Annotated in this window: 17 protein-coding genes and 1 pseudogene; 16 read left to right on the plus strand and 2 right to left on the minus strand. The window is 47.2% G+C overall.

All coding sequences use genetic code 11. The features are described from left to right. Positions 1–781: 781 nt before the first annotated feature. The 3 genes and pseudogenes from HMPREF1548_RS23275 to HMPREF1548_RS30950 form a co-directional block, all read left to right on the plus strand. The gene (locus HMPREF1548_RS23275; RefSeq protein ID WP_021639120.1) at positions 782–2,158 is read left to right on the plus strand and encodes an MATE family efflux transporter; all 1,377 of its coding nucleotides are present in this window, start codon (positions 782–784) and stop codon (positions 2,156–2,158) included. A gap of 77 nt (positions 2,159–2,235) precedes the next feature. Next, on the plus strand, positions 2,236–2,631 hold the full coding sequence (locus HMPREF1548_RS23280; RefSeq protein ID WP_021639121.1) for a hypothetical protein: 396 nt from the start codon (positions 2,236–2,238) through the stop codon (positions 2,629–2,631). A gap of 109 nt (positions 2,632–2,740) precedes the next feature. After that, positions 2,741–2,905, plus strand: a pseudogene (locus HMPREF1548_RS30950) (hypothetical protein); the annotation flags it as partial. Between the two features lie 339 nt (positions 2,906–3,244). Here the strand turns inward: HMPREF1548_RS30950 and HMPREF1548_RS23285 are convergent. After that, on the minus strand, positions 3,245–5,278 hold the full coding sequence (locus HMPREF1548_RS23285; protein WP_021639122.1) for a DHA2 family efflux MFS transporter permease subunit: 2,034 nt from the start codon (positions 5,276–5,278) through the stop codon (positions 3,245–3,247). Next, on the minus strand, positions 5,268–5,822 hold the full coding sequence (locus HMPREF1548_RS23290; RefSeq protein ID WP_021639123.1) for a TetR/AcrR family transcriptional regulator: 555 nt from the start codon (positions 5,820–5,822) through the stop codon (positions 5,268–5,270). The genes HMPREF1548_RS23285 and HMPREF1548_RS23290 overlap by 11 nt, the downstream gene beginning before the upstream one ends. 1,140 nt (positions 5,823–6,962) lie before the next feature. On the opposite strand from HMPREF1548_RS23290, the gene HMPREF1548_RS23295 reads away from it, so the two are divergent. The 13 genes from HMPREF1548_RS23295 (at position 6,963) to rsfS (ending at position 16,949) form a co-directional block, all read left to right on the plus strand. Beyond that, positions 6,963–9,014 carry a TIGR03960 family B12-binding radical SAM protein gene (locus HMPREF1548_RS23295; protein WP_021639126.1) on the plus strand — a complete coding sequence of 684 codons (2,052 nt, stop codon included), beginning with the start codon at positions 6,963–6,965 and terminating at the stop codon, positions 9,012–9,014. Then, entirely contained in the window at positions 9,011–9,784 is a 774-nt protein-coding gene (locus HMPREF1548_RS23300; RefSeq protein WP_021639127.1) for a TIGR03936 family radical SAM-associated protein, read from the plus strand. The genes HMPREF1548_RS23295 and HMPREF1548_RS23300 overlap by 4 nt, the downstream gene beginning before the upstream one ends. Further along, positions 9,781–11,013, plus strand: coding sequence for a ribonuclease E/G (locus HMPREF1548_RS23305; RefSeq protein ID WP_021639128.1), 1,233 nt, complete (start codon positions 9,781–9,783; stop codon positions 11,011–11,013). Before HMPREF1548_RS23300 ends, HMPREF1548_RS23305 begins: the two co-directional genes overlap by 4 nt. A 74-nt stretch (positions 11,014–11,087) precedes the next feature. Further along, a complete protein-coding gene (locus tag HMPREF1548_RS23310; protein WP_276946432.1) occupies positions 11,088–11,624 on the plus strand; it encodes an NUDIX hydrolase in 537 nt (178 codons plus the stop codon). A gap of 116 nt (positions 11,625–11,740) precedes the next feature. Beyond that, positions 11,741–12,388 (plus strand): hypothetical protein, encoded by a 648-nt coding sequence (locus HMPREF1548_RS23315; RefSeq protein WP_021639130.1) that lies wholly within the window; start codon positions 11,741–11,743, stop codon positions 12,386–12,388. A 199-nt stretch (positions 12,389–12,587) separates the two neighbouring features. After that, positions 12,588–12,893, plus strand: a complete 306-nt coding sequence (gene rplU / locus HMPREF1548_RS23320; protein ID WP_021639131.1) for a 50S ribosomal protein L21 — start codon at positions 12,588–12,590, stop codon at positions 12,891–12,893. Positions 12,894–12,902: 9 nt separating this feature from the next. Beyond that, a complete protein-coding gene (locus tag HMPREF1548_RS23325) occupies positions 12,903–13,232 on the plus strand; it encodes a ribosomal-processing cysteine protease Prp (protein WP_021639132.1) in 330 nt (109 codons plus the stop codon). Between the two features lie 5 nt (positions 13,233–13,237). Next, positions 13,238–13,522, plus strand: coding sequence for a 50S ribosomal protein L27 (rpmA, locus tag HMPREF1548_RS23330; protein ID WP_021639133.1), 285 nt, complete (start codon positions 13,238–13,240; stop codon positions 13,520–13,522). 102 nt (positions 13,523–13,624) lie between these two features. Continuing rightward, on the plus strand, positions 13,625–14,914 hold the full coding sequence (gene obgE, locus HMPREF1548_RS23335; RefSeq protein ID WP_021639134.1) for a GTPase ObgE: 1,290 nt from the start codon (positions 13,625–13,627) through the stop codon (positions 14,912–14,914). A gap of 21 nt (positions 14,915–14,935) precedes the next feature. After that, positions 14,936–15,226 (plus strand): ribosome assembly RNA-binding protein YhbY, encoded by a 291-nt coding sequence (gene yhbY, locus HMPREF1548_RS23340; protein WP_021639135.1) that lies wholly within the window; start codon positions 14,936–14,938, stop codon positions 15,224–15,226. A 35-nt stretch (positions 15,227–15,261) separates the two neighbouring features. Next, positions 15,262–15,954 (plus strand): nicotinate-nucleotide adenylyltransferase, encoded by a 693-nt coding sequence (gene nadD, locus HMPREF1548_RS23345; RefSeq protein WP_051358467.1) that lies wholly within the window; start codon positions 15,262–15,264, stop codon positions 15,952–15,954. Continuing rightward, the gene (gene yqeK / locus HMPREF1548_RS23350) at positions 15,947–16,579 is read left to right on the plus strand and encodes a bis(5'-nucleosyl)-tetraphosphatase (symmetrical) YqeK (RefSeq protein WP_021639137.1); all 633 of its coding nucleotides are present in this window, start codon (positions 15,947–15,949) and stop codon (positions 16,577–16,579) included. Before nadD ends, yqeK begins: the two co-directional genes overlap by 8 nt. 10 nt (positions 16,580–16,589) lie before the next feature. Further along, positions 16,590–16,949 (plus strand): ribosome silencing factor, encoded by a 360-nt coding sequence (gene rsfS / locus HMPREF1548_RS23355; RefSeq protein ID WP_021639138.1) that lies wholly within the window; start codon positions 16,590–16,592, stop codon positions 16,947–16,949. Positions 16,950–17,042 lie beyond the last annotated feature (93 nt).

A 17,042-nucleotide genomic window follows, 5' to 3' on the forward strand; every position in this document is an offset into this window, starting at 1 on the left:
TGTATAGAGGAAGTGGATTGAAATATGCCGCAGACCGGAAGGGTCCGGTACATCCTGGTCTTCCTCTGTATAGAGGAAGTGGATTGAAATATCCTATCAAAGGAATCCTTCTTACTCGGAAATGTCTTCCTCTGTATAGAGGAAGTGGATTGAAATGGTGCAGTCTATAAGTTATTCATGGCACACAGCGTCTTCCTCTGTATAGAAGAAGTGGATTGAAATTTTGTTAAACCGAACCTTATGCAAATGTACAGTAGGTCTTCCTCCGTATATAGGAAATGTATTTAAATTATGGCTCACCGAGCTCCCGGGTATCCAAGGAGCCCATTATCTGCATAGAAGAAGAGTATAGAAATCAAGTATATTTAGGAAGTGAGAAATTTAATTGACAACCGTTCGCTTTCACTGTATATTATTTATCAGATTAGTTCTTTTTAGAACAAATCAACATATAAAAAACTACTGGTATATGCCGCTATCCGAAGCACTGTTTTTCCTGGCTAATGGAAAAATTCTGATATGCCTGGGAAGGCTCATGATTTGTTATGAAAGTCATCGAAAGTTATTTTATTTAAAGAGAGGACAGTATCTGAGACTCCAACCTTGAAATGCTATTATATTCAAGGCCGTTACAATAACTCAATTACTGCCAGCGTTAGGAAAAAGCCTAAGGTTTCACAGGTATACCAGATACCGCTACCCAGCCAGGACAGAAGAATGCTGTATTTGGCGGCATCCCTCCGGGCAGCCACAATATAACTATTGAAAGGGGATTTTATCTATGAAAGCAACAAAGGAAAAAGAAGCCGATCTTGGAAACGGCAGTATCGGGAAGCTTCTTTTCAGGCTGGCGCTGCCTGCCATACTGGCACAAATCATCAATGTCATGTATAACATGGTTGACCGCATGTATATCGGCCACATACCGGAGGTGGGTCCCAGCGCCTTGACGGGTGTAGGCGTAACAATGCCCGTTATCATGGCCATTTCCGCATTTGCGGCGCTGGTAAGCATGGGCGGTGCGCCGCGGGCCTCAATTATGATGGGAAAAGGGGATAACGAAACCGCAGAAAAAATACTGGGCAACTGTACCACTATGCTTGTTTTGATGGCAATTGTGCTCACGGCGGTAATTCTGCTGTTTGGCCAGCCGATTCTGCTGTTATTTGGAGCCAGTGAAAATACCATCGGCTACGCCTGGGCCTACATGCAGATCTATGGCATAGGAACCTTATTTGTACAGATATCTCTCGGCCTGAATGCCTTTATCAATGCCCAGGGCTATGCCAAAACCGGTATGCTTACCGTAGCAATCGGCGCTGTCTGCAATATTATCCTTGATCCGATTTTTATTTTCGGCCTGAATATGGGCGTCAGAGGTGCGGCGCTCGCCACTATTCTTTCACAGGCAGTATCCTTTGTCTGGGTGCTTCGTTTCCTTTCCTCCGATAAAAGTTCTCTGCGCATCCGCAGGAAAAATCTGAAGTTGTCGGCTGCCATTATCCTTCCCAGCATCGGTCTTGGTGTGTCTCCCTTTATTATGCAGTTTACGGAAAGTATCATTTCCGTATGCTTTAATACCTCTCTGTTAAAATACGGCGGAGATATCGCAGTAGGGGCCATGACAATTATGACCAGTGTCATGCAGTTCTCCATGCTCCCGCTTCAGGGAATGACCCAGGGCGCGCAGCCCATTATCAGCTTTAATTACGGCGCCGGAAGCATTGACCGTGTGAAGAAGGCTTTCCGCCTGCTGCTGGTTGCATGCCTTGCATACAGCACGCTGCTGTGGGCGATTGCCATGTTCCTGCCACAGATTTTTATTGCCATTTTTACAGGCAATGCAGAACTGGCTGTTTATACGGAATGGGCTATCCGTATTTATATGGCGGCATCCCTGCTGTTTGGCATCCAAATTGCCTGTCAGCAAACCTTTATTGCCCTGGGCAACGCGCTGACCTCTGTTTTTCTGGCGCTTTTAAGAAAGGTTATTTTGCTGATACCGCTTATTTTCCTGCTGCCCGCCATACTTCCTGATAAGGTATTCGGCGTATTCCTGGCCGAACCGGTGGCTGATACGATTGCGGTTACTGTAACCAGCATTCTGTTCCTACGGGAATATCGCAGGCTGTCCCACAAAAAAACTGGTATGTCCTGACATATCCGGTCATATTTTTTAATAAGAATAAAACTGGCTCCGGGAATTAAAAAAGCTTCCGGAGCCGGAGGTCGTTTATGAACCAGGATAATAACACCCAGCGCAGACTGGAGCTGATGCGCCTGATAAGAGAAGAAAACCACAATAACCAGATGCGTATCCGTACACGGGAAGAAATTCTTTATGGAAAAAGCGACAGCTACGGCGGCTTTGACGAATATGGCTATCCGTTGACTGCGGCGGAGTATTCACGTCCGGATGAAAGCGTACATATGTCCTCCTTTGGCCTGCGGCTTGTTATTGCAGTGCTGTTATTTGGTATTTATTATTTTTGCCGGGGGCAGGATGTCAGTATTGCGGGCATCACCGCACAGCAGATTGAAGCGGCTGTCAATGTACAGGAAACAAAACTCGTTGATTTTATCAGCCAGTTTCCTTATATTTTACAGGATAAGTCAGATACCGGACAATAAGCTAAGGAGTTGTGAAATAACAGAAACTGCCAGGAATCTTCTGAACCGGATATAACTATGGAAGTATCCCGGACCGTTTAAACTGCGGATGCCATAATGCCTTCATCGTGAGCTTGCATTGCAGGCAAAATGGGAAGGTGTTAGTATGAATCAGTATTGTATATACTGCTTACTCAAAATGATTATTTGGAGAAACAAAATAAAAAAAGAATTGCCTGAAAGCTTCCGGGTTTACGGGGATTTTCACGTTATTTGGAAAAGACTTATTTTTTAAATCATATGACAATGCCTCTATCCTTTAAAGTAAACTGCATCGCAGTTTGTTGAGCTCTCAACTTGCTAATGAAAAAAGATAATGTTATACCGGTAAATCAAAATTTTCAGAATATATCAGATATATTCATATTAATATGTGAATTAATTGCCGCAAAAATATTTGGCGATAAGGTATCAAAAATATATGATAAAACTTTTCAGGTACTTTTAATTATTCCTATAATTAGTATTTTTATATTGCATAATCTTTTTACTTTGGGTATACACAGACGGCAGCTAATGTTTTCCTTCGAAGAAAGGGGCTATCAGTTAATAGATAGCCCCTACCTTAATCAGATTATTTTACTGTCCGGACGCTCTCCACGATCAGCCGCACGCATCTGTCAATCCCCAAAAGGGAGCTGTTCAGAACGATATGGTAGTTGGAGGGAGCGCCCCAGGTCTGACCGGTGTAACGCTTATGATGAAAAGCCCGTTCACTGTCCTTCTGCTTCATGACGGCGTCTGTTTTTTCGGGAGGGATTTTATACTCGGTTTGGATGCGCTGCCGCCTTTGGCCTGGATCAGAGCGGATAAAGATGCGCAGACAGCCGGGATAATCTTTTAAAATATAGTCAGCGCACCGCCCGATAATGACGCAGGAGCCTTTCCGGGCGATCTGCCTGATGACCTGCCGCTGTGCCTGAAAGAGACGATCCGCTTCACTCAGATTTCCGGTGGCAAAAAGATGGGTCTCAAAGGCACCATAGCTTTGAGCGGCCCAGTTCCATGCGGTATCCCGCAGAGAAAGGCCTTCCTCCGTTGATTCCACATAATCGCTGGACAATCCGCATTCCCGGGCTTCCATGGCGATCAGTTCCCGGTCATAAAAAGGGATTTTCAAAGCCCGGGCAACTTTCAGGCCGATCTCCCGGCCGCCGCTTCCGTATTCCCGGGCAATTGTGATGATAATATGGGAAGAATCTTCCGGCAAAGCGGCGGCAGATTCTTTTTCCCAGCTTTCTTCCGCACTTTTTTTCGGGCGCATCAATACGGCGCTGACAGCTAGGGAGAGAAAAACAAGAATGGAAGTTACCAGAAAAGAAGTCTCAATTCCCTTCATATCCCCATTGTCCCTGGCAGAAACGGACATGACTGTTACCAAAAGGGCGCTGATGATGGAACCGCCCACCTGGCGCACCGTATTCATGAGGGCTGTCCCATGGGAAATAAATTTCGATTCTACCGAGTTCACCGCCCAGGTCTGCAGCGGCTGAAGAAGAGCCACAACCCCCAGCGTACGGAAAGCGTATAGGATGACCACTGTTGCAAGCGGCGTGTCGATACCGATAAAAGAAAGGCCGAAGGTTGCGCCGCCCAGAAGCACCAGCCCTGCAAGAGAGAGTAGATAAGGCCCCCTTTTATCCAGAATCCTGCCGCACAGGGGATTTAAGAGAGCCAGAAAAAGAGCGCCCGGCAGCATGACCAGACCGGAGACGGTGGCGGAATAATGTCTCAGATTTTGAATATAAATGGGCAGCAGTGTGGAAACCGACAGCATGGAGCCGTAGGCGAAAATCAAAAGGACTGTTCCCAGGGTGAAATTCCTGTTTTGGAAAATCCGCAGTTCAAGAAGAGGGGAGGGAAGCTTCAGCTGCCGCAGGGAGAAAAGCACGATGCACAGAATCCCCACCGCCAGAGGACCGAAGACTACAGGTGAGAAAAAGCCGTAAATTCCCTGGTTGGAGACGCCAGTCAAAAGACCGCAGAAGCCGATGGTTGACAGTATTACGGAGAGGATATCCAGCTTTCCTTCCGAATGCTTTTCTTCTTCCGGAAGTTTTACTATGCCCAATACAATGCTCAGGGCAGCAAGGGCGCACATAATATAGAAAATGCTCCGCCAGCCAAATGAATCCGCAATCCATCCGGCAAAAGTAGGGCCAAAAGCCGGCGCAAATCCGGTGGTGAGCCCTACAATGCCCATAATGGTGCCGCGCTCTTCGGGCCGGTAAAGCCGGAATGCCACAACCTGGGGAAGCGGCAGAAGGATTCCGGCCCCCAGCGCCTGCACCACACGGGCCAAAAGAAGAAGATAAATGTTGGGAGAAAATGCGGCGGCCGCGCAGCCGATAAAAAACAGGGAAACAGAGATCAGATATAATTTTCTGGAAGAAAAGTGTTCCATGAGATAACCGGTACAGGGAATCATGATCCCCATTACCAGCAGATATCCGGTGGTGAGCCATTGTCCCACGCTTGCAGTGATGCCGAATTCTGTCATAATTCTTGGCAGTGAGGCAGTCATTACAGTCTGATTTAATGAACTGATAAATGCACCGACGATTATGATGCCGATGATCAGTTTCTTGTTTACATTCTTATTTTTCAATCAAAAAATCCCCTTTCAAAAGACGGCAGGCAAGATGCACAATTGTTTCCGTTTCCTCCTTCCAGGCATTTTGCTGCCAGGTGCGAAGCAGCTGAAAAGTCAGGCCGGCCAGATAATTTTCCAGATATGGGAGTTCATCCTGTGATTTGGCTCCTTTTTTGGCATAAAAGGAAAACTCATTTTTGAAAAGAAAAATGTTGTCGATGGCAAAGATGTGGGAAAGCTGATTGTCAAACAGCACGGACAGGAACTTTTTGTGACCGCTCCAAAATTCGAAATAGACGGCCAGCATCTCTTCCAGCGTTTCAGGCAGCTTGGGCAGACCGTTTATAAACATGGAAAAAAGCTGGTTTAAAGAGTTCTCCAGAATGTCCTCCTTCTGGCTGAAATTCGTGTAAAAGGTTTGCCGGGACAGGCCGGCGCTGCTGGTGATGTCCTCAATCGTGATGTCTTTTAAAGGGCGTTCCAAAAGCAGCGAAACCAGAGAAGTGGCAAGGGCATTTCGGGAACGGATGGCCGCGGGATTTGTAGTATTTTTAATCATAATTTTACTTCACCTCTGGCATTAGTATAGCACAGCCATAAAAAATTTACAAATGTAAAACTTTTTAGGCGATTTTCAGCTTTTTCCATATATAATAAAATCTTCGGAGCAGGATAATACTGGGGACCATATCTGGCTGGCATTTCAGAGTATTAATAAATGACTTATATAGTTCATCATCTTCATCAATGCATGTATGCAGCTCAAAGAATTTTTGCCGAAATGTTTCTTCGGGTAATCCTTTAAGTGAAAGAATATCCGCATTTTTGTTGGATGATATCTTTTATTTGCCCTTCAGGTAAATAAGGAGGGTGCCCACCTATATATGCATTGTAATAGATTAGCAGATCTTTATGTCAGACGGATACGGAATAAACTTTGTTAATGAAAGGGCGGCAATAACTCTTGAATCTATAGGATTATCAAATCCAGTTTTGATAAATGAACGGATCATAAGACTTTGACATAAAAAAAAACATATAGTACAATTTATACGGATTATCAAGTTTTCCATTGTAAGCGGTTAGAAGGTAATGCTTACATGGAGAATGATGTACACTTCATAAACGACAGTTGGAGATATGTAAAACGTACCGTAATTTAAATAATTTTACGGTTTATTACACACTGGAAGGAGGGTATAAAGCCAAAAAAAGCTGAAGAAATTAATCATCTGAGCATCCCGGCTGCTATTTTGAAATTCTCCCTGGCCTTTTTGCAGGACTCAGATCAGGAGAGATTCGTGGTCTCCGGCATGAAAATTTTGATGTGGAGAGATATACGATCCGTATAGCAGGGCGATATATGTCAAACTATCACCTGGCGGATAAGATGTTGACTTTTCATCAGGTGCAATATATATTAAGAGACAGCTGGGACGTAATATCAATGCGGAAACAGAAATTCTGACGACACAGAAAGTTGAAACAAGAACTTCAAATAGTATCCGGTGCGTTCCTGTTCCAGCCTGGGTGATTGATGAACTCATTGTAAAACGGGCATGGTATGAAAAGCAAAAGCAGTTTGTCCCAGATTTTCATGATATTTATCAGCCAGTGATATTGTAATAACAATTGTAACCAGTCAAAATAAAAGAGAAAATATAATCGTATTAATTGCACAGTAAAGGCGAAAAAAAGAATGAACAAAATAACCACAAAAAACAATGTTTCAACGAATACAAGAGAGTTAATCACGGGCAATTTAGCGTTAAGTGATGAAATATTGTTAAATATAGAGAAGCCTGCCCGTTATATCGGCGGGGAGGTAAACGCGGTTGTGAAGGATAAAGACAAGGTAGATATCCGCTTTGCCATGTGTTTCCCGGACGTTTACGAAATCGGCATGTCCCACCTGGGGATTCAGATCCTGTATGACATGTTCAACAGCTGGGAGGATACCTGGTGTGAACGTGTCTATTCCCCATGGGTGGATCTGGACAAAATAATGCGTGAAAAGCATATCCCGCTGTTCGCGCTGGAATCCCAGGAGCCTGTGAGAAATTTTGATTTTTTAGGCATCACCATTCAGTATGAAATGTGCTACACCAATATTCTGCAGATCCTGGATCTGGCGGGAATTCCGTTGCTTTCCCGTGACAGGGATGAAACCTTCCCCATCGTGATCGGCGGCGGTCCCTGTACCTATAACCCGGAGCCTATCGCAGACTTTTTTGATATTTTCTATATTGGAGAAGGAGAGACGATCTACCGGCAGCTTCTGGATCTCTATAAGGAATACCGCAAAAACGGCAACAGCCGCAGGGAGTTTCTCATTGAGGCCGCAAAGCTTCCTGGTATGTATGTTCCCTCTCTTTATGATGTAAGCTATAAGGAAGACGGCACCATCGCCTCTTTTACCCCGAATGTGGAAGGAATCCCATCCAGGATTCTCAAGCAGATCCAGATGGATCTGACGGATACCTATTACCCCAGGAAGCCTGTGGTTCCTTTTATCAAAATCACCCAGGACAGGGTTACGCTGGAAATTCAGAGGGGGTGTATCAGAGGCTGCCGTTTCTGCCAGGCCGGGCAGCTTTACCGCCCGGTGAGGGAGCGGGATGTGGACATGCTTAAACAGTATGCCATCGATATGCTGGAAAGCACGGGGCAGGAGGAAATTTCCCTCAGCTCCTTAAGCTCCAGCGATTATTCCAGGCTGGAAGAGCTGGTAACCTTCCTTATGGATACCTGCCGTGAACGTATGGTGAATATTTCACTGCCTTCCTTGCGTATCGACGCTTTTTCCCTTGATATCATGAGCAAGGTACAGGATGTGAAAAAAAGCAGCCTGACCTTCGCGCCGGAAGCCGGAAGCCAGCGACTGCGCGATGTTATCAATAAAGGCCTGACGGAGGAGGTAATCCTCAAGGGTGCAGCCATGGCCTTTGAAGGCGGCTGGACAAGAGTGAAGCTGTATTTTATGCTGGGCCTGCCCACGGAGACAGAAGAGGATATCCGCGGCATCGCCGAGCTTTCCAATAAAATTGCCGCGCTTTTCTTTGAGACGGTTCCCAGAGAAAAAAGAACGGGACAGGTGCAGATTGTGGCCAGTACATCGTTCTTCATTCCCAAGCCCTTTACCCCCTTCCAGTGGGCGAAGATGAGCACAAAGGAGGAATTCCTGGAAAAAGCCCATCTGACGAAAACGGCAATCAGGGAACAGCTGAACCAGAAAAGAATCAAATACAACTGGCACGAAGCCGATGTAAGCGTTCTGGAAGGTGTATTTGCCAGAGGCGACCGAAAGATTGCCCCCGTTATCCTGAAGGCCTATGAAAAAGGCTGCCTTTATGATTCCTGGAGTGAATTTTTCAAAAATGAAGTTTGGCTTGCGGCTTTTGAAGAATGCGGCCTTGATATCAGTTTCTATACCACAAGGGAAAGGAGCCTGGATGAAATATTCCCCTGGGATTTTCTTGACTGCGGTGTTTCCAAGGAATTCCTGAAGAGAGAATGGCTCCGTGCCCAGGAGGGAATTGTAACCCCCAACTGTAAACAGCAGTGCCAGGGCTGCGGTGCTTCCCGCTTTAAAGGAGGCATCTGTTTTGAGGAAAGAAATGCGCAAGGGGAAATTGAAGACGGTTCAGCGCGTACGCTGACAGAATATGCCCAGCTGCATCAGGACACCGGCGGAATTGCAGGAGAAACACAGCCGCCGGCACAGGAAGAGAAAGGAGGGGCGCAGGCATGAAGGTACGTGTAAAATTTGCTAAATATGGCTGCATGAAATTCATCGGCCATCTGGATGTGATGCGCTTTTTCCAGAAAGCGATTCGCAGGGCCGGTATTGACGTGGCCTATTCCACAGGCTACAGCCCACACCAAATCATGAGCTTTGCCTCTCCGCTGGGAGTAGGAATGTACAGTAATGGGGAATATATGGACATAGAGGTGAAAAACTCCGCAGAAAATGCCCTGAAACCGCAAATGTCTTCGGCAGAGATGTGCCGCAGGCTGAATGAAGTGAGCGTTCCAGGCATTGAAATCCTCAGTGTGAAGGCATTGCCGGAAAATGCGGGGAATGCCATGGCCAGTGTGGCGGCCGCCAGATATACTGTATACTTTAAGGATCCTGCGTTTGATTTCCATTTCCTTGATTCCTGTCTGGAGGACTTTCTTGCCCAGCCGGCCATTATGGTTACCAAGGAAACAAAAAAAGGAACCTCTCAGATGGATCTGAGACCCGGAATTTATGAGTGCAGAATAACGGCAGACGGCAGTCTGGAATTTCTGGTGGATGCCAGCAGCGGCGGCAATATCAAGCCGGCCCTGCTGATAAACGCCCTGTGGCGGTTTGCCGGGCAGCAGCGGCTGCCATACTTTGCGGGTCAGCCTTATGCGCAGGAGGAAGAACTGCCGTCCATAGCGCTTCAGCAGGTCCGGGAAGAAACCTATACCAACACCGGTACGGCGGAATCTCCCGTTTTCGTGCCGCTGGATGAAGTGGGGGAAGATTTTTGAACGATTCCAAACTGATTTTACTCAGACAGGACAGACATATTCTGTCCCTGCTCCTCAATGAAGGCCGGCTGACGGAGGTTAATGCCTACCAGCCGGCTGCCTGCGCGCCCGCTGCCCCGGATGCCGATACCTGCATTCTGGGCAGCATTTATGTAGGGAAAATCAACAATGTGGTGAAAAATATTAATGCCGCTTTTGTGGATCTCACGCAGAGCAGACGGGCATTCCTTCCTTTGGACGGCAGAGCGGAGCCCAGGCTTTTGAACCGCCCCTATGACGGACGGCTGCTGGCTGGGGACGAGATCCTTGTCCAGGTGGAAAAAGAGGCCGTTAAAACCAAGGATCCCGTGGTAACCCCGGAGCTTTCCTTTTCCGGCCGTTATGCGGTCCTCATTCCTTCCGAAGCTCCCGGCAGGCTGGTCTTTTCAGGCAAGCTGGATTCTGCAGTCAAAAAGCGGCTGAGGGATTTCCTCCCTGCAGACGAATTGACGGAAGTCCTGAAAAATGCTTCCCTCATCATTCGCACCAACGCCGGGGAGCTGACGGAGAAGGAACCGCTGGTTTCCGATATCCAAAAGCTTTCTGCGCTGGCCTGCCAGCTTCTGTCAGTTGCCGACAAACGTACCTGCTACAGCTGTCTGTACCGTCCTGCCAGTCCTTATCTTATGGAAATAAGGGACACCTATACCAACCAGTTTGATGCAATTATAACGGACGACAGACAACTATATGAGGAAACCGCTGATTTCCTGAAAACCCAGTACCCGGAGGAACTGTCCCGGCTGCAGTTTTATGAGGATCCCCGGGTATCCCTTTCCAATCTGTACGGCCTGTCTGCAAAGCTTAAGGAGGCCACAGAAACGCGTGTATGGCTCAAATCCGGCGGCTATCTCGTCATAGAACCGACGGAAGCCCTCACGGTTATCGACGTAAATTCAGGCAAATACAGCGGTAAGAAGGGCATTCGTGACACCTTCCGCATGATCAACCGGGAGGCGGCCCTGGAAATTGCCAGACAGCTGCGCCTGCGTAATCTTTCCGGAATTATCCTGGTGGATTTCATAAACATGGAGGAGGCTGACGACAGACAGGAACTGCTGGAATTCCTGTCCGCGCAGTTAAAACGGGATCCGGTAAAAACGGCATTGATTGATATGACCCCTCTGGGCCTGGTGGAAATCACCCGGAAGAAAATCCGTCGCCCCTTAAAAGAACAGCTGGAACAGTAGTTTTTTCCCGGCTGCTTTGGACTTGCCGGTTACAAACATTTTCGCTGGAGGAAAAAACAATGCGGCTGCTCCGTATGAAAAATATACATGAAGGCGCCTATCTGAAGCATTACGAGCTTACCTATCTGAATAAAAGCGGTAAAGAAAAAGTTTTCGAACTGGTCAGCCGGAACCGCCTTGCTTCTCCCCAGGACATCGGCAGGAAGGCAAGCGGCGTCACGATAATTGCTTTTCAAAAGGAACGCATGCTCCTACTTCGGGAGTTCCGTATGAGCATCAATAAATCCATATATAACCTGTGCGCCGGGATGCTTCAGGAGGGTGAAAGCGTGGAGGACTGCGCCCGCCGCGAGCTGTATGAGGAGACGGGCCTTACCGTCGCCCGTTTCCTGGATATCCTGCCGCCCTCTTATTCTGCGGTAGGTTTTTCCGATACGAGCACCTACATGGTAATACTGGAAGCTGAAGGAACTTTTTCCGACCATACCTCTGCCAATGAAGAAATTACCGCAGGGCTCTATACCCGGGAAGAGCTGAAGGCCATGCTTAGAACCGAGGAGTTCAGCTCCCGTTCCCAGACCGCCGCCTATTTCTTTGCCCATTTCCGGTAACAGTCTGGGCGTCCGTATTGTTACCGTTTCCTTTAGAAGGTTCTTAGAGATAAACCTGATATCCTGTTTTTACGGCGGCAATCCGCCTGATTACATACAGGAAAGGAAAAAAGCAAATGAAAAAACAAGACAGAAAAACGAAAAGAATCCCCGGGTGCCTGTGCGCAGTCCTTCTGTGCGCGGCCGTTCTGGCTGCCTGTGGCAGCTCTTCCCAATCCGGACAAGAGAATTCCTCCCCTTCACAGGCAACGCAGGAGAGCGGCGCGCCTACTTCCCGGCCCGGTGAAGTTGAAACCCCTTCCGCTGCAGAAAGCAGCGGCCAGTCAGCTGCAGACATAACGGAAAGCGGTAATGCACCTGCTTCAGGCAATGCTTCAGCAAATACATCCGCTGATGATGCCGGCAAAAACGGCGGGCAGACAGAAGGACAGGCTTCAGACACAGATCATGCCATCATTGAATTGTCAGGCGAAATTGAGACCATCGGGACCAACAGCTTTGTGGTGAATCAGATTTTTAACGAAACACTGGATGACGGATCCATGATCTCTTATTCCTCCACTAAAGACAAGACGCTTCTTGATATTGAATATAATGATCAGACCGTGTTCACTATCTGCAGCAGCTCTGACGGAGGAATCACTTCGACAAACACGCCGGGAACCCAGGCGGATCTGGAGGTCGGCCGCAGCTTGATAATGAACGGCTTCTGGGAAGGCGATACTTTTCATGCGCAGGAGATTACCATTTACCATTTTGGGTAATTTATGAAAGCTCTCTCATCAGAACCGTTACGATATTTTCAGATGTATGGCAAAAAAAATTATGGCAAATTTTTCGTATTTTTTGTTGACACCTGTCCGGCTCGATGCTATTATATATGAGTATGCCGCATAACGAGGTAAAAGTGTGTCCTCAGGGACATCACCGCAGTTAGCGAGTTTTGGAAATAGGAGGTGCCCTATGTACGCAATTATTGCAACAGGTGGAAAGCAGTATAAAGTTTCCGAAGGTGACGTTCTGAAGGTTGAAAAACTGAACGTAGCAGAAGGAGATGCTGTTACATTTGACCAGGTAATCGCAGTGAGTGACAACGGCCTTAAAGTAGGCGAAGATGTTGCTAACGCTACCGTTTCTGCTACTGTAGTAGGCGAAGGCAAAGGAAAGAAAGTCATCGTTTACAAGTATAAGAGAAAAACCGGTTACCATAAGAAAAATGGTCACAGACAGCCCTACACACAGGTTAAGATTGAAAAGATCAACGCTTAATCAGAAATCATGACGAAGATATTAGTCAGAAAGACAAGCACAGGAGGCTATGCAGGGTTCACCTGTATCGGCCACAGCGGTTTTGCCGCAGCAGGCAGGGATATAGTCTGCGCATCCGTATCCGTCCTTGTAATTAACGCCATCAATTCCATCGAGCAGTTTGCCGGTGAGGAGATGTCAGTAATTACCAATGAAGAGGAAGGTTTAATTGATGTCAGATTTGCCAATCCTGTTAATAAGAAGACCGCACTCCTTATGGATTCCATGTTGCTTGGCTTGCAGGAAGTGAAAGAACAATATGGTAGTAAATACCTGAAACTTCAATTCGAGGAGGTGTAGACCCAATGTTAAAAATGAACCTTCAGTTTTTTGCTCATAAAAAAGGAGTTGGTTCCACAAAGAACGGCAGAGACTCCGAGTCCAAGAGATTAGGCGCCAAGAGAGCTGATGGACAGTTCGTTAAAGCAGGAAACATTCTTTTCAGACAGCGTGGAACAAAGATTCATCCCGGCGTTAATGTAGGACGCGGCGGCGATGATACTTTATTCGCATTAGTAGACGGTGTACTGAGATTCGAAAGAAAAGGAAGAGACAAAAAGCAGGCTTCCGTTTATCCTGTAGAAAAATAAGTACGTATCTGCCGGGCTTCAAACATCTTTTGTTTGAAGCCCTTTCCATTATTATTTATTGTAAAGTTTGCCGCATTTTGCGGTTTTTTGAAAGGATTAATTATGTTTGCAGACAGAGCGAGAATTTATGTCAGAAGCGGCAAAGGCGGGGACGGTCACGTTTCTTTCCGCAGAGAAAAGTATGTACCGAACGGCGGCCCTGACGGCGGAGACGGCGGAAGGGGCGGAGATGTTATTTTCCAGGTGGACGAAGGCCTGAACACCCTGACCGATTTCAGGCATGTCCGCAAATATAAGGCGGTAGACGGGCAGGAAGGCGGCAAACGCAACTGCCGCGGCAAGGATGGCGAAGACATCATAATTAAGGTTCCGGAAGGCACTGTCATCAAAGAAGCCGAAAGCGGAAAAGTCATTGCCGATATGTCCGGTGACAACCGGAGAATCGTTCTCCTTACCGGGGGGCGCGGCGGCAACGGCAACCAGCATTATGCCACCAGCACCATGCAGGCTCCCAAATATGCCCAGCCGGGACAGCCGGCCAGAGAACTGGAGCTGCTTCTGGAGCTTAAGATGATAGCTGACGTTGGCCTGGTAGGCTTTCCTAATGTGGGAAAATCCACGCTTCTTTCCAGAGTTACCAATGCCAGGCCTAAAATTGCCAATTATCATTTCACCACCATCATCCCTAATCTGGGCGTGGTGGATATGGACGGCGCAAAGGGCTTTGTCATCGCGGATATCCCGGGGCTGATTGAAGGCGCTTCGGAAGGTGTAGGCCTGGGCCACGAGTTTCTGCGCCACATTGAACGAACCAGGGTTATCATTCATATGGTGGATGCGGCGGGAACCGAAGGACGTGACCCGATCGCAGATATTTATGCCATCAATAAGGAGCTGGAAGAATATAATATGGAAATCGCTTCCCGCCCCACGGTAATCGCAGCTAATAAAATTGATGCCATAACAGATACAGAAAACAATCCCATCGATGCCCTGAAGGCTGAGTTTGAGCCGAAGGGAATCCGGGTTTTCCCGATTTCAGCGGTAAGCGGGGAAGGGTTGAAGGAGCTGCTTTATTATGTAAGCGGCCTGCTGGATCAGACTGAGGTAAAGCAGGTCGTTTTCGAACAGGAGTATTTTCCGGAATTTGAAAACGGTTATTCCAATGAACCCTACACCGTGGAATATAACGAAGAAGAAAATGAGTACGTGGTGGAAGGCCCCCGTATCGAAAAGATGCTGGGCTATACCAATCTGGACTCGGAAAAGGGCTTCACCTTCTTCCAGAATTTCCTTAAGGAAACCGGCATACTGGAACAGCTGGAGGAACTGGGAATTCAGGAGGGGGATACGGTCCGCATGTACGGATTGAAATTTGATTACTATAAATAAGCAAGCGCGGGAGGAATACAAATGACAAGCAAACAGAGAGCCTATCTCAAAAGCCTTGCCAGCAGTCTGGAGCCAATTTTCCAGATTGGAAAGGGGAGCCTGACTCCGGAAGTGACGGAAGCTATTTCGGAGGCTTTTAACAAACGGGAGCTGATTAAGATCGCCGTTTTAAAGAACTGTTTTGATGATCCGAATGAAATCGCCGCTACCGTGGCAGAACGGACAAAATCCCAGGTAGTTCAGGTCATCGGTAAAAAAATCGTCCTTTACAAGGAAAGCAAGGATCATAAAAAGATCGAGCTTCCCAAATAGTAAGAGGAAAAACTGTCTGAATGGAGGAATCCCTCATGAATACAGGCAAAGATCAGGAACCACACTCCTTAGAAGGAGAAAAAAGGCACAGAAGAGTGGGCATTATGGGAGGAACCTTCAATCCCGTGCATATGGGGCATCTGCTCCTGGCAGAAAATGCCTACTCCATGTTTTCGCTGGATGAAATTCTTTTTATTCCCAGCGGCTGTTCTTATATGAAGGATCAGACGGAAATTCTGGACGGCGCCACAAGGCTGCATATGACGCGGCTGTCCATTGCGGATAATCCGCATTTTTTCCTGTCCTCCATGGAAATTGACCGGGGCGGCTATACCTATACCTGTCAGACGCTGGAACAGCTGGGGGAAGAGAATCCTGAAACTGATTATTATTTTATTTTGGGAGCCGACAGCCTGTTCCAGATGGAAAGCTGGAAGGATCCTGAAATTATTTTTCAGAAGGCCGTTATTCTTGCGGCGGTGCGTGAGGGCCGTGATATAAAAGAGCTTCTGGAAAAGGCCGGGCAGCTGAAGGATAAATTTAAGGCCGAGATCCATCTGGTACCTATTGGGAATATAGATATTTCCTCCTCGGATATCCGCAGACGGGTCCGTGAGGAACGTTCCATCCGTTATCTTGTCCATGAAAGCGTCCGGGAATATATTGAAAAAAATAATCTTTACCGGGATTTAACAGTCCCGGCTTCGCAGGAGAACAGACATGAATAAAGAAGCAAAACATTCCGATGCAAAGCGTCCCAAAGAAAATCAGGAAATCATTGCTTTACGAAAAGCCATGAGTAAGGCCCTGGAAGAAAAAAGATATGAGCACACGCTGGGCGTCGCCTATACAGCAGCCGCCCTGGCCATGCGTTACGGACAGAACGTGCATAAAGCGCAGACGGCGGGACTCCTTCATGACTGCGCCAAAAATCTGACAAATGAGAAGAGAGTGGACATCTGCCGGAAAAACAATATTCCAATCAATGCCGCAGAGGAGAAGAATCCTTTCCTCCTCCATGCAAAGGTGGGAAGCTATCTTGCACAGAAGAAATACGGCATTTCTGATCGGGAAATCCTGGATGCCATCACCTACCATACAACAGGCCGCCCTGATATGACCGTTATGGATAAAATTATTTACATTGCGGATTATATCGAACCTGGCCGCAGCCAGGCTCCTGGACTGCCGGAGGTACGCAGGCTTGCCTTCACGGATTTGGACGACTGTCTGTTCCGGATACTCGGGGATACGCTTGATTATTTGACCGCATCCAAGATGGAAATAGATGAAGCCACCCGTCAGACCTATGATTACTATAAATCACTGAGAGAACAAAATACGGAAAGGTAAAGGTACTTTTATGACAGATACACGTTCCAAGGAAATGACCAGACTGGCTATTACAGCCCTGGAAGATAAGAAAGCGGAAGACATCAGCATTATTGACATCAGCGAAGTATCCGTTCTGGCAGATTATTTTCTGATTGCCAGCGGCAGCAACCGCAGCCAGATCCAGGCACTTACGGACAGCGTGGAAGAAAAGCTGGGCCGTGCCGGCTACAGCCCGAAACAAATTGAAGGCTATGACACAGCCAACTGGATACTCATGGATTACGGCGATATTATCGTCCACGTTTTCGACCGTGAAAACCGCCTTTTCTACGATCTTGAAAGAATCTGGAGAGACGGAAAAAGAATTGCACGGGAAGATTTCAATTAATTCCCGGTAGTTGGCGAAAGCCCGGCAAATTACCTGTCTGCGAAATGATTGCGGCGATTCATGGATTCCTTCGATTCATAATTTCACAGAGCT

Source organism: Clostridium sp. KLE 1755, assembly GCF_000466465.2.
GTDB classification, from domain to species: Bacteria; Bacillota; Clostridia; order Lachnospirales; family Lachnospiraceae; genus Eisenbergiella; species Eisenbergiella porci.

Bases quoted from the DNA above. Each gene is read 5' to 3' on its own strand.
- HMPREF1548_RS23300 (WP_021639127.1), top strand. From the start codon at position 9,011: ATGAAGGTACGTGTAAAATTTGCTAAATATGGCTGCATGAAATTCATC.
- rsfS (WP_021639138.1), top strand. From the start codon at position 16,590: ATGACAGATACACGTTCCAAGGAAATGACCAGACTGGCTATTACAGCC.
- HMPREF1548_RS23280 (WP_021639121.1), top strand. From the start codon at position 2,236: ATGAACCAGGATAATAACACCCAGCGCAGACTGGAGCTGATGCGCCTG.
- nadD (WP_051358467.1), top strand. From the start codon at position 15,262: ATGAATACAGGCAAAGATCAGGAACCACACTCCTTAGAAGGAGAAAAA.
- HMPREF1548_RS23295 (WP_021639126.1), top strand. From the start codon at position 6,963: ATGAACAAAATAACCACAAAAAACAATGTTTCAACGAATACAAGAGAG.
- HMPREF1548_RS23325 (WP_021639132.1), top strand. From the start codon at position 12,903: ATGACGAAGATATTAGTCAGAAAGACAAGCACAGGAGGCTATGCAGGG.
- yhbY (WP_021639135.1), top strand. From the start codon at position 14,936: ATGACAAGCAAACAGAGAGCCTATCTCAAAAGCCTTGCCAGCAGTCTG.
- HMPREF1548_RS23310 (WP_276946432.1), top strand. From the start codon at position 11,088: ATGAAAAATATACATGAAGGCGCCTATCTGAAGCATTACGAGCTTACC.
- yqeK (WP_021639137.1), top strand. From the start codon at position 15,947: ATGAATAAAGAAGCAAAACATTCCGATGCAAAGCGTCCCAAAGAAAAT.
- rpmA (WP_021639133.1), top strand. From the start codon at position 13,238: ATGTTAAAAATGAACCTTCAGTTTTTTGCTCATAAAAAAGGAGTTGGT.
- HMPREF1548_RS23315 (WP_021639130.1), top strand. From the start codon at position 11,741: ATGAAAAAACAAGACAGAAAAACGAAAAGAATCCCCGGGTGCCTGTGC.
- rplU (WP_021639131.1), top strand. From the start codon at position 12,588: ATGTACGCAATTATTGCAACAGGTGGAAAGCAGTATAAAGTTTCCGAA.
- HMPREF1548_RS23275 (WP_021639120.1), top strand. From the start codon at position 782: ATGAAAGCAACAAAGGAAAAAGAAGCCGATCTTGGAAACGGCAGTATC.
- HMPREF1548_RS23290 (WP_021639123.1), bottom strand. From the start codon at position 5,822: ATGATTAAAAATACTACAAATCCCGCGGCCATCCGTTCCCGAAATGCC.
- obgE (WP_021639134.1), top strand. From the start codon at position 13,625: ATGTTTGCAGACAGAGCGAGAATTTATGTCAGAAGCGGCAAAGGCGGG.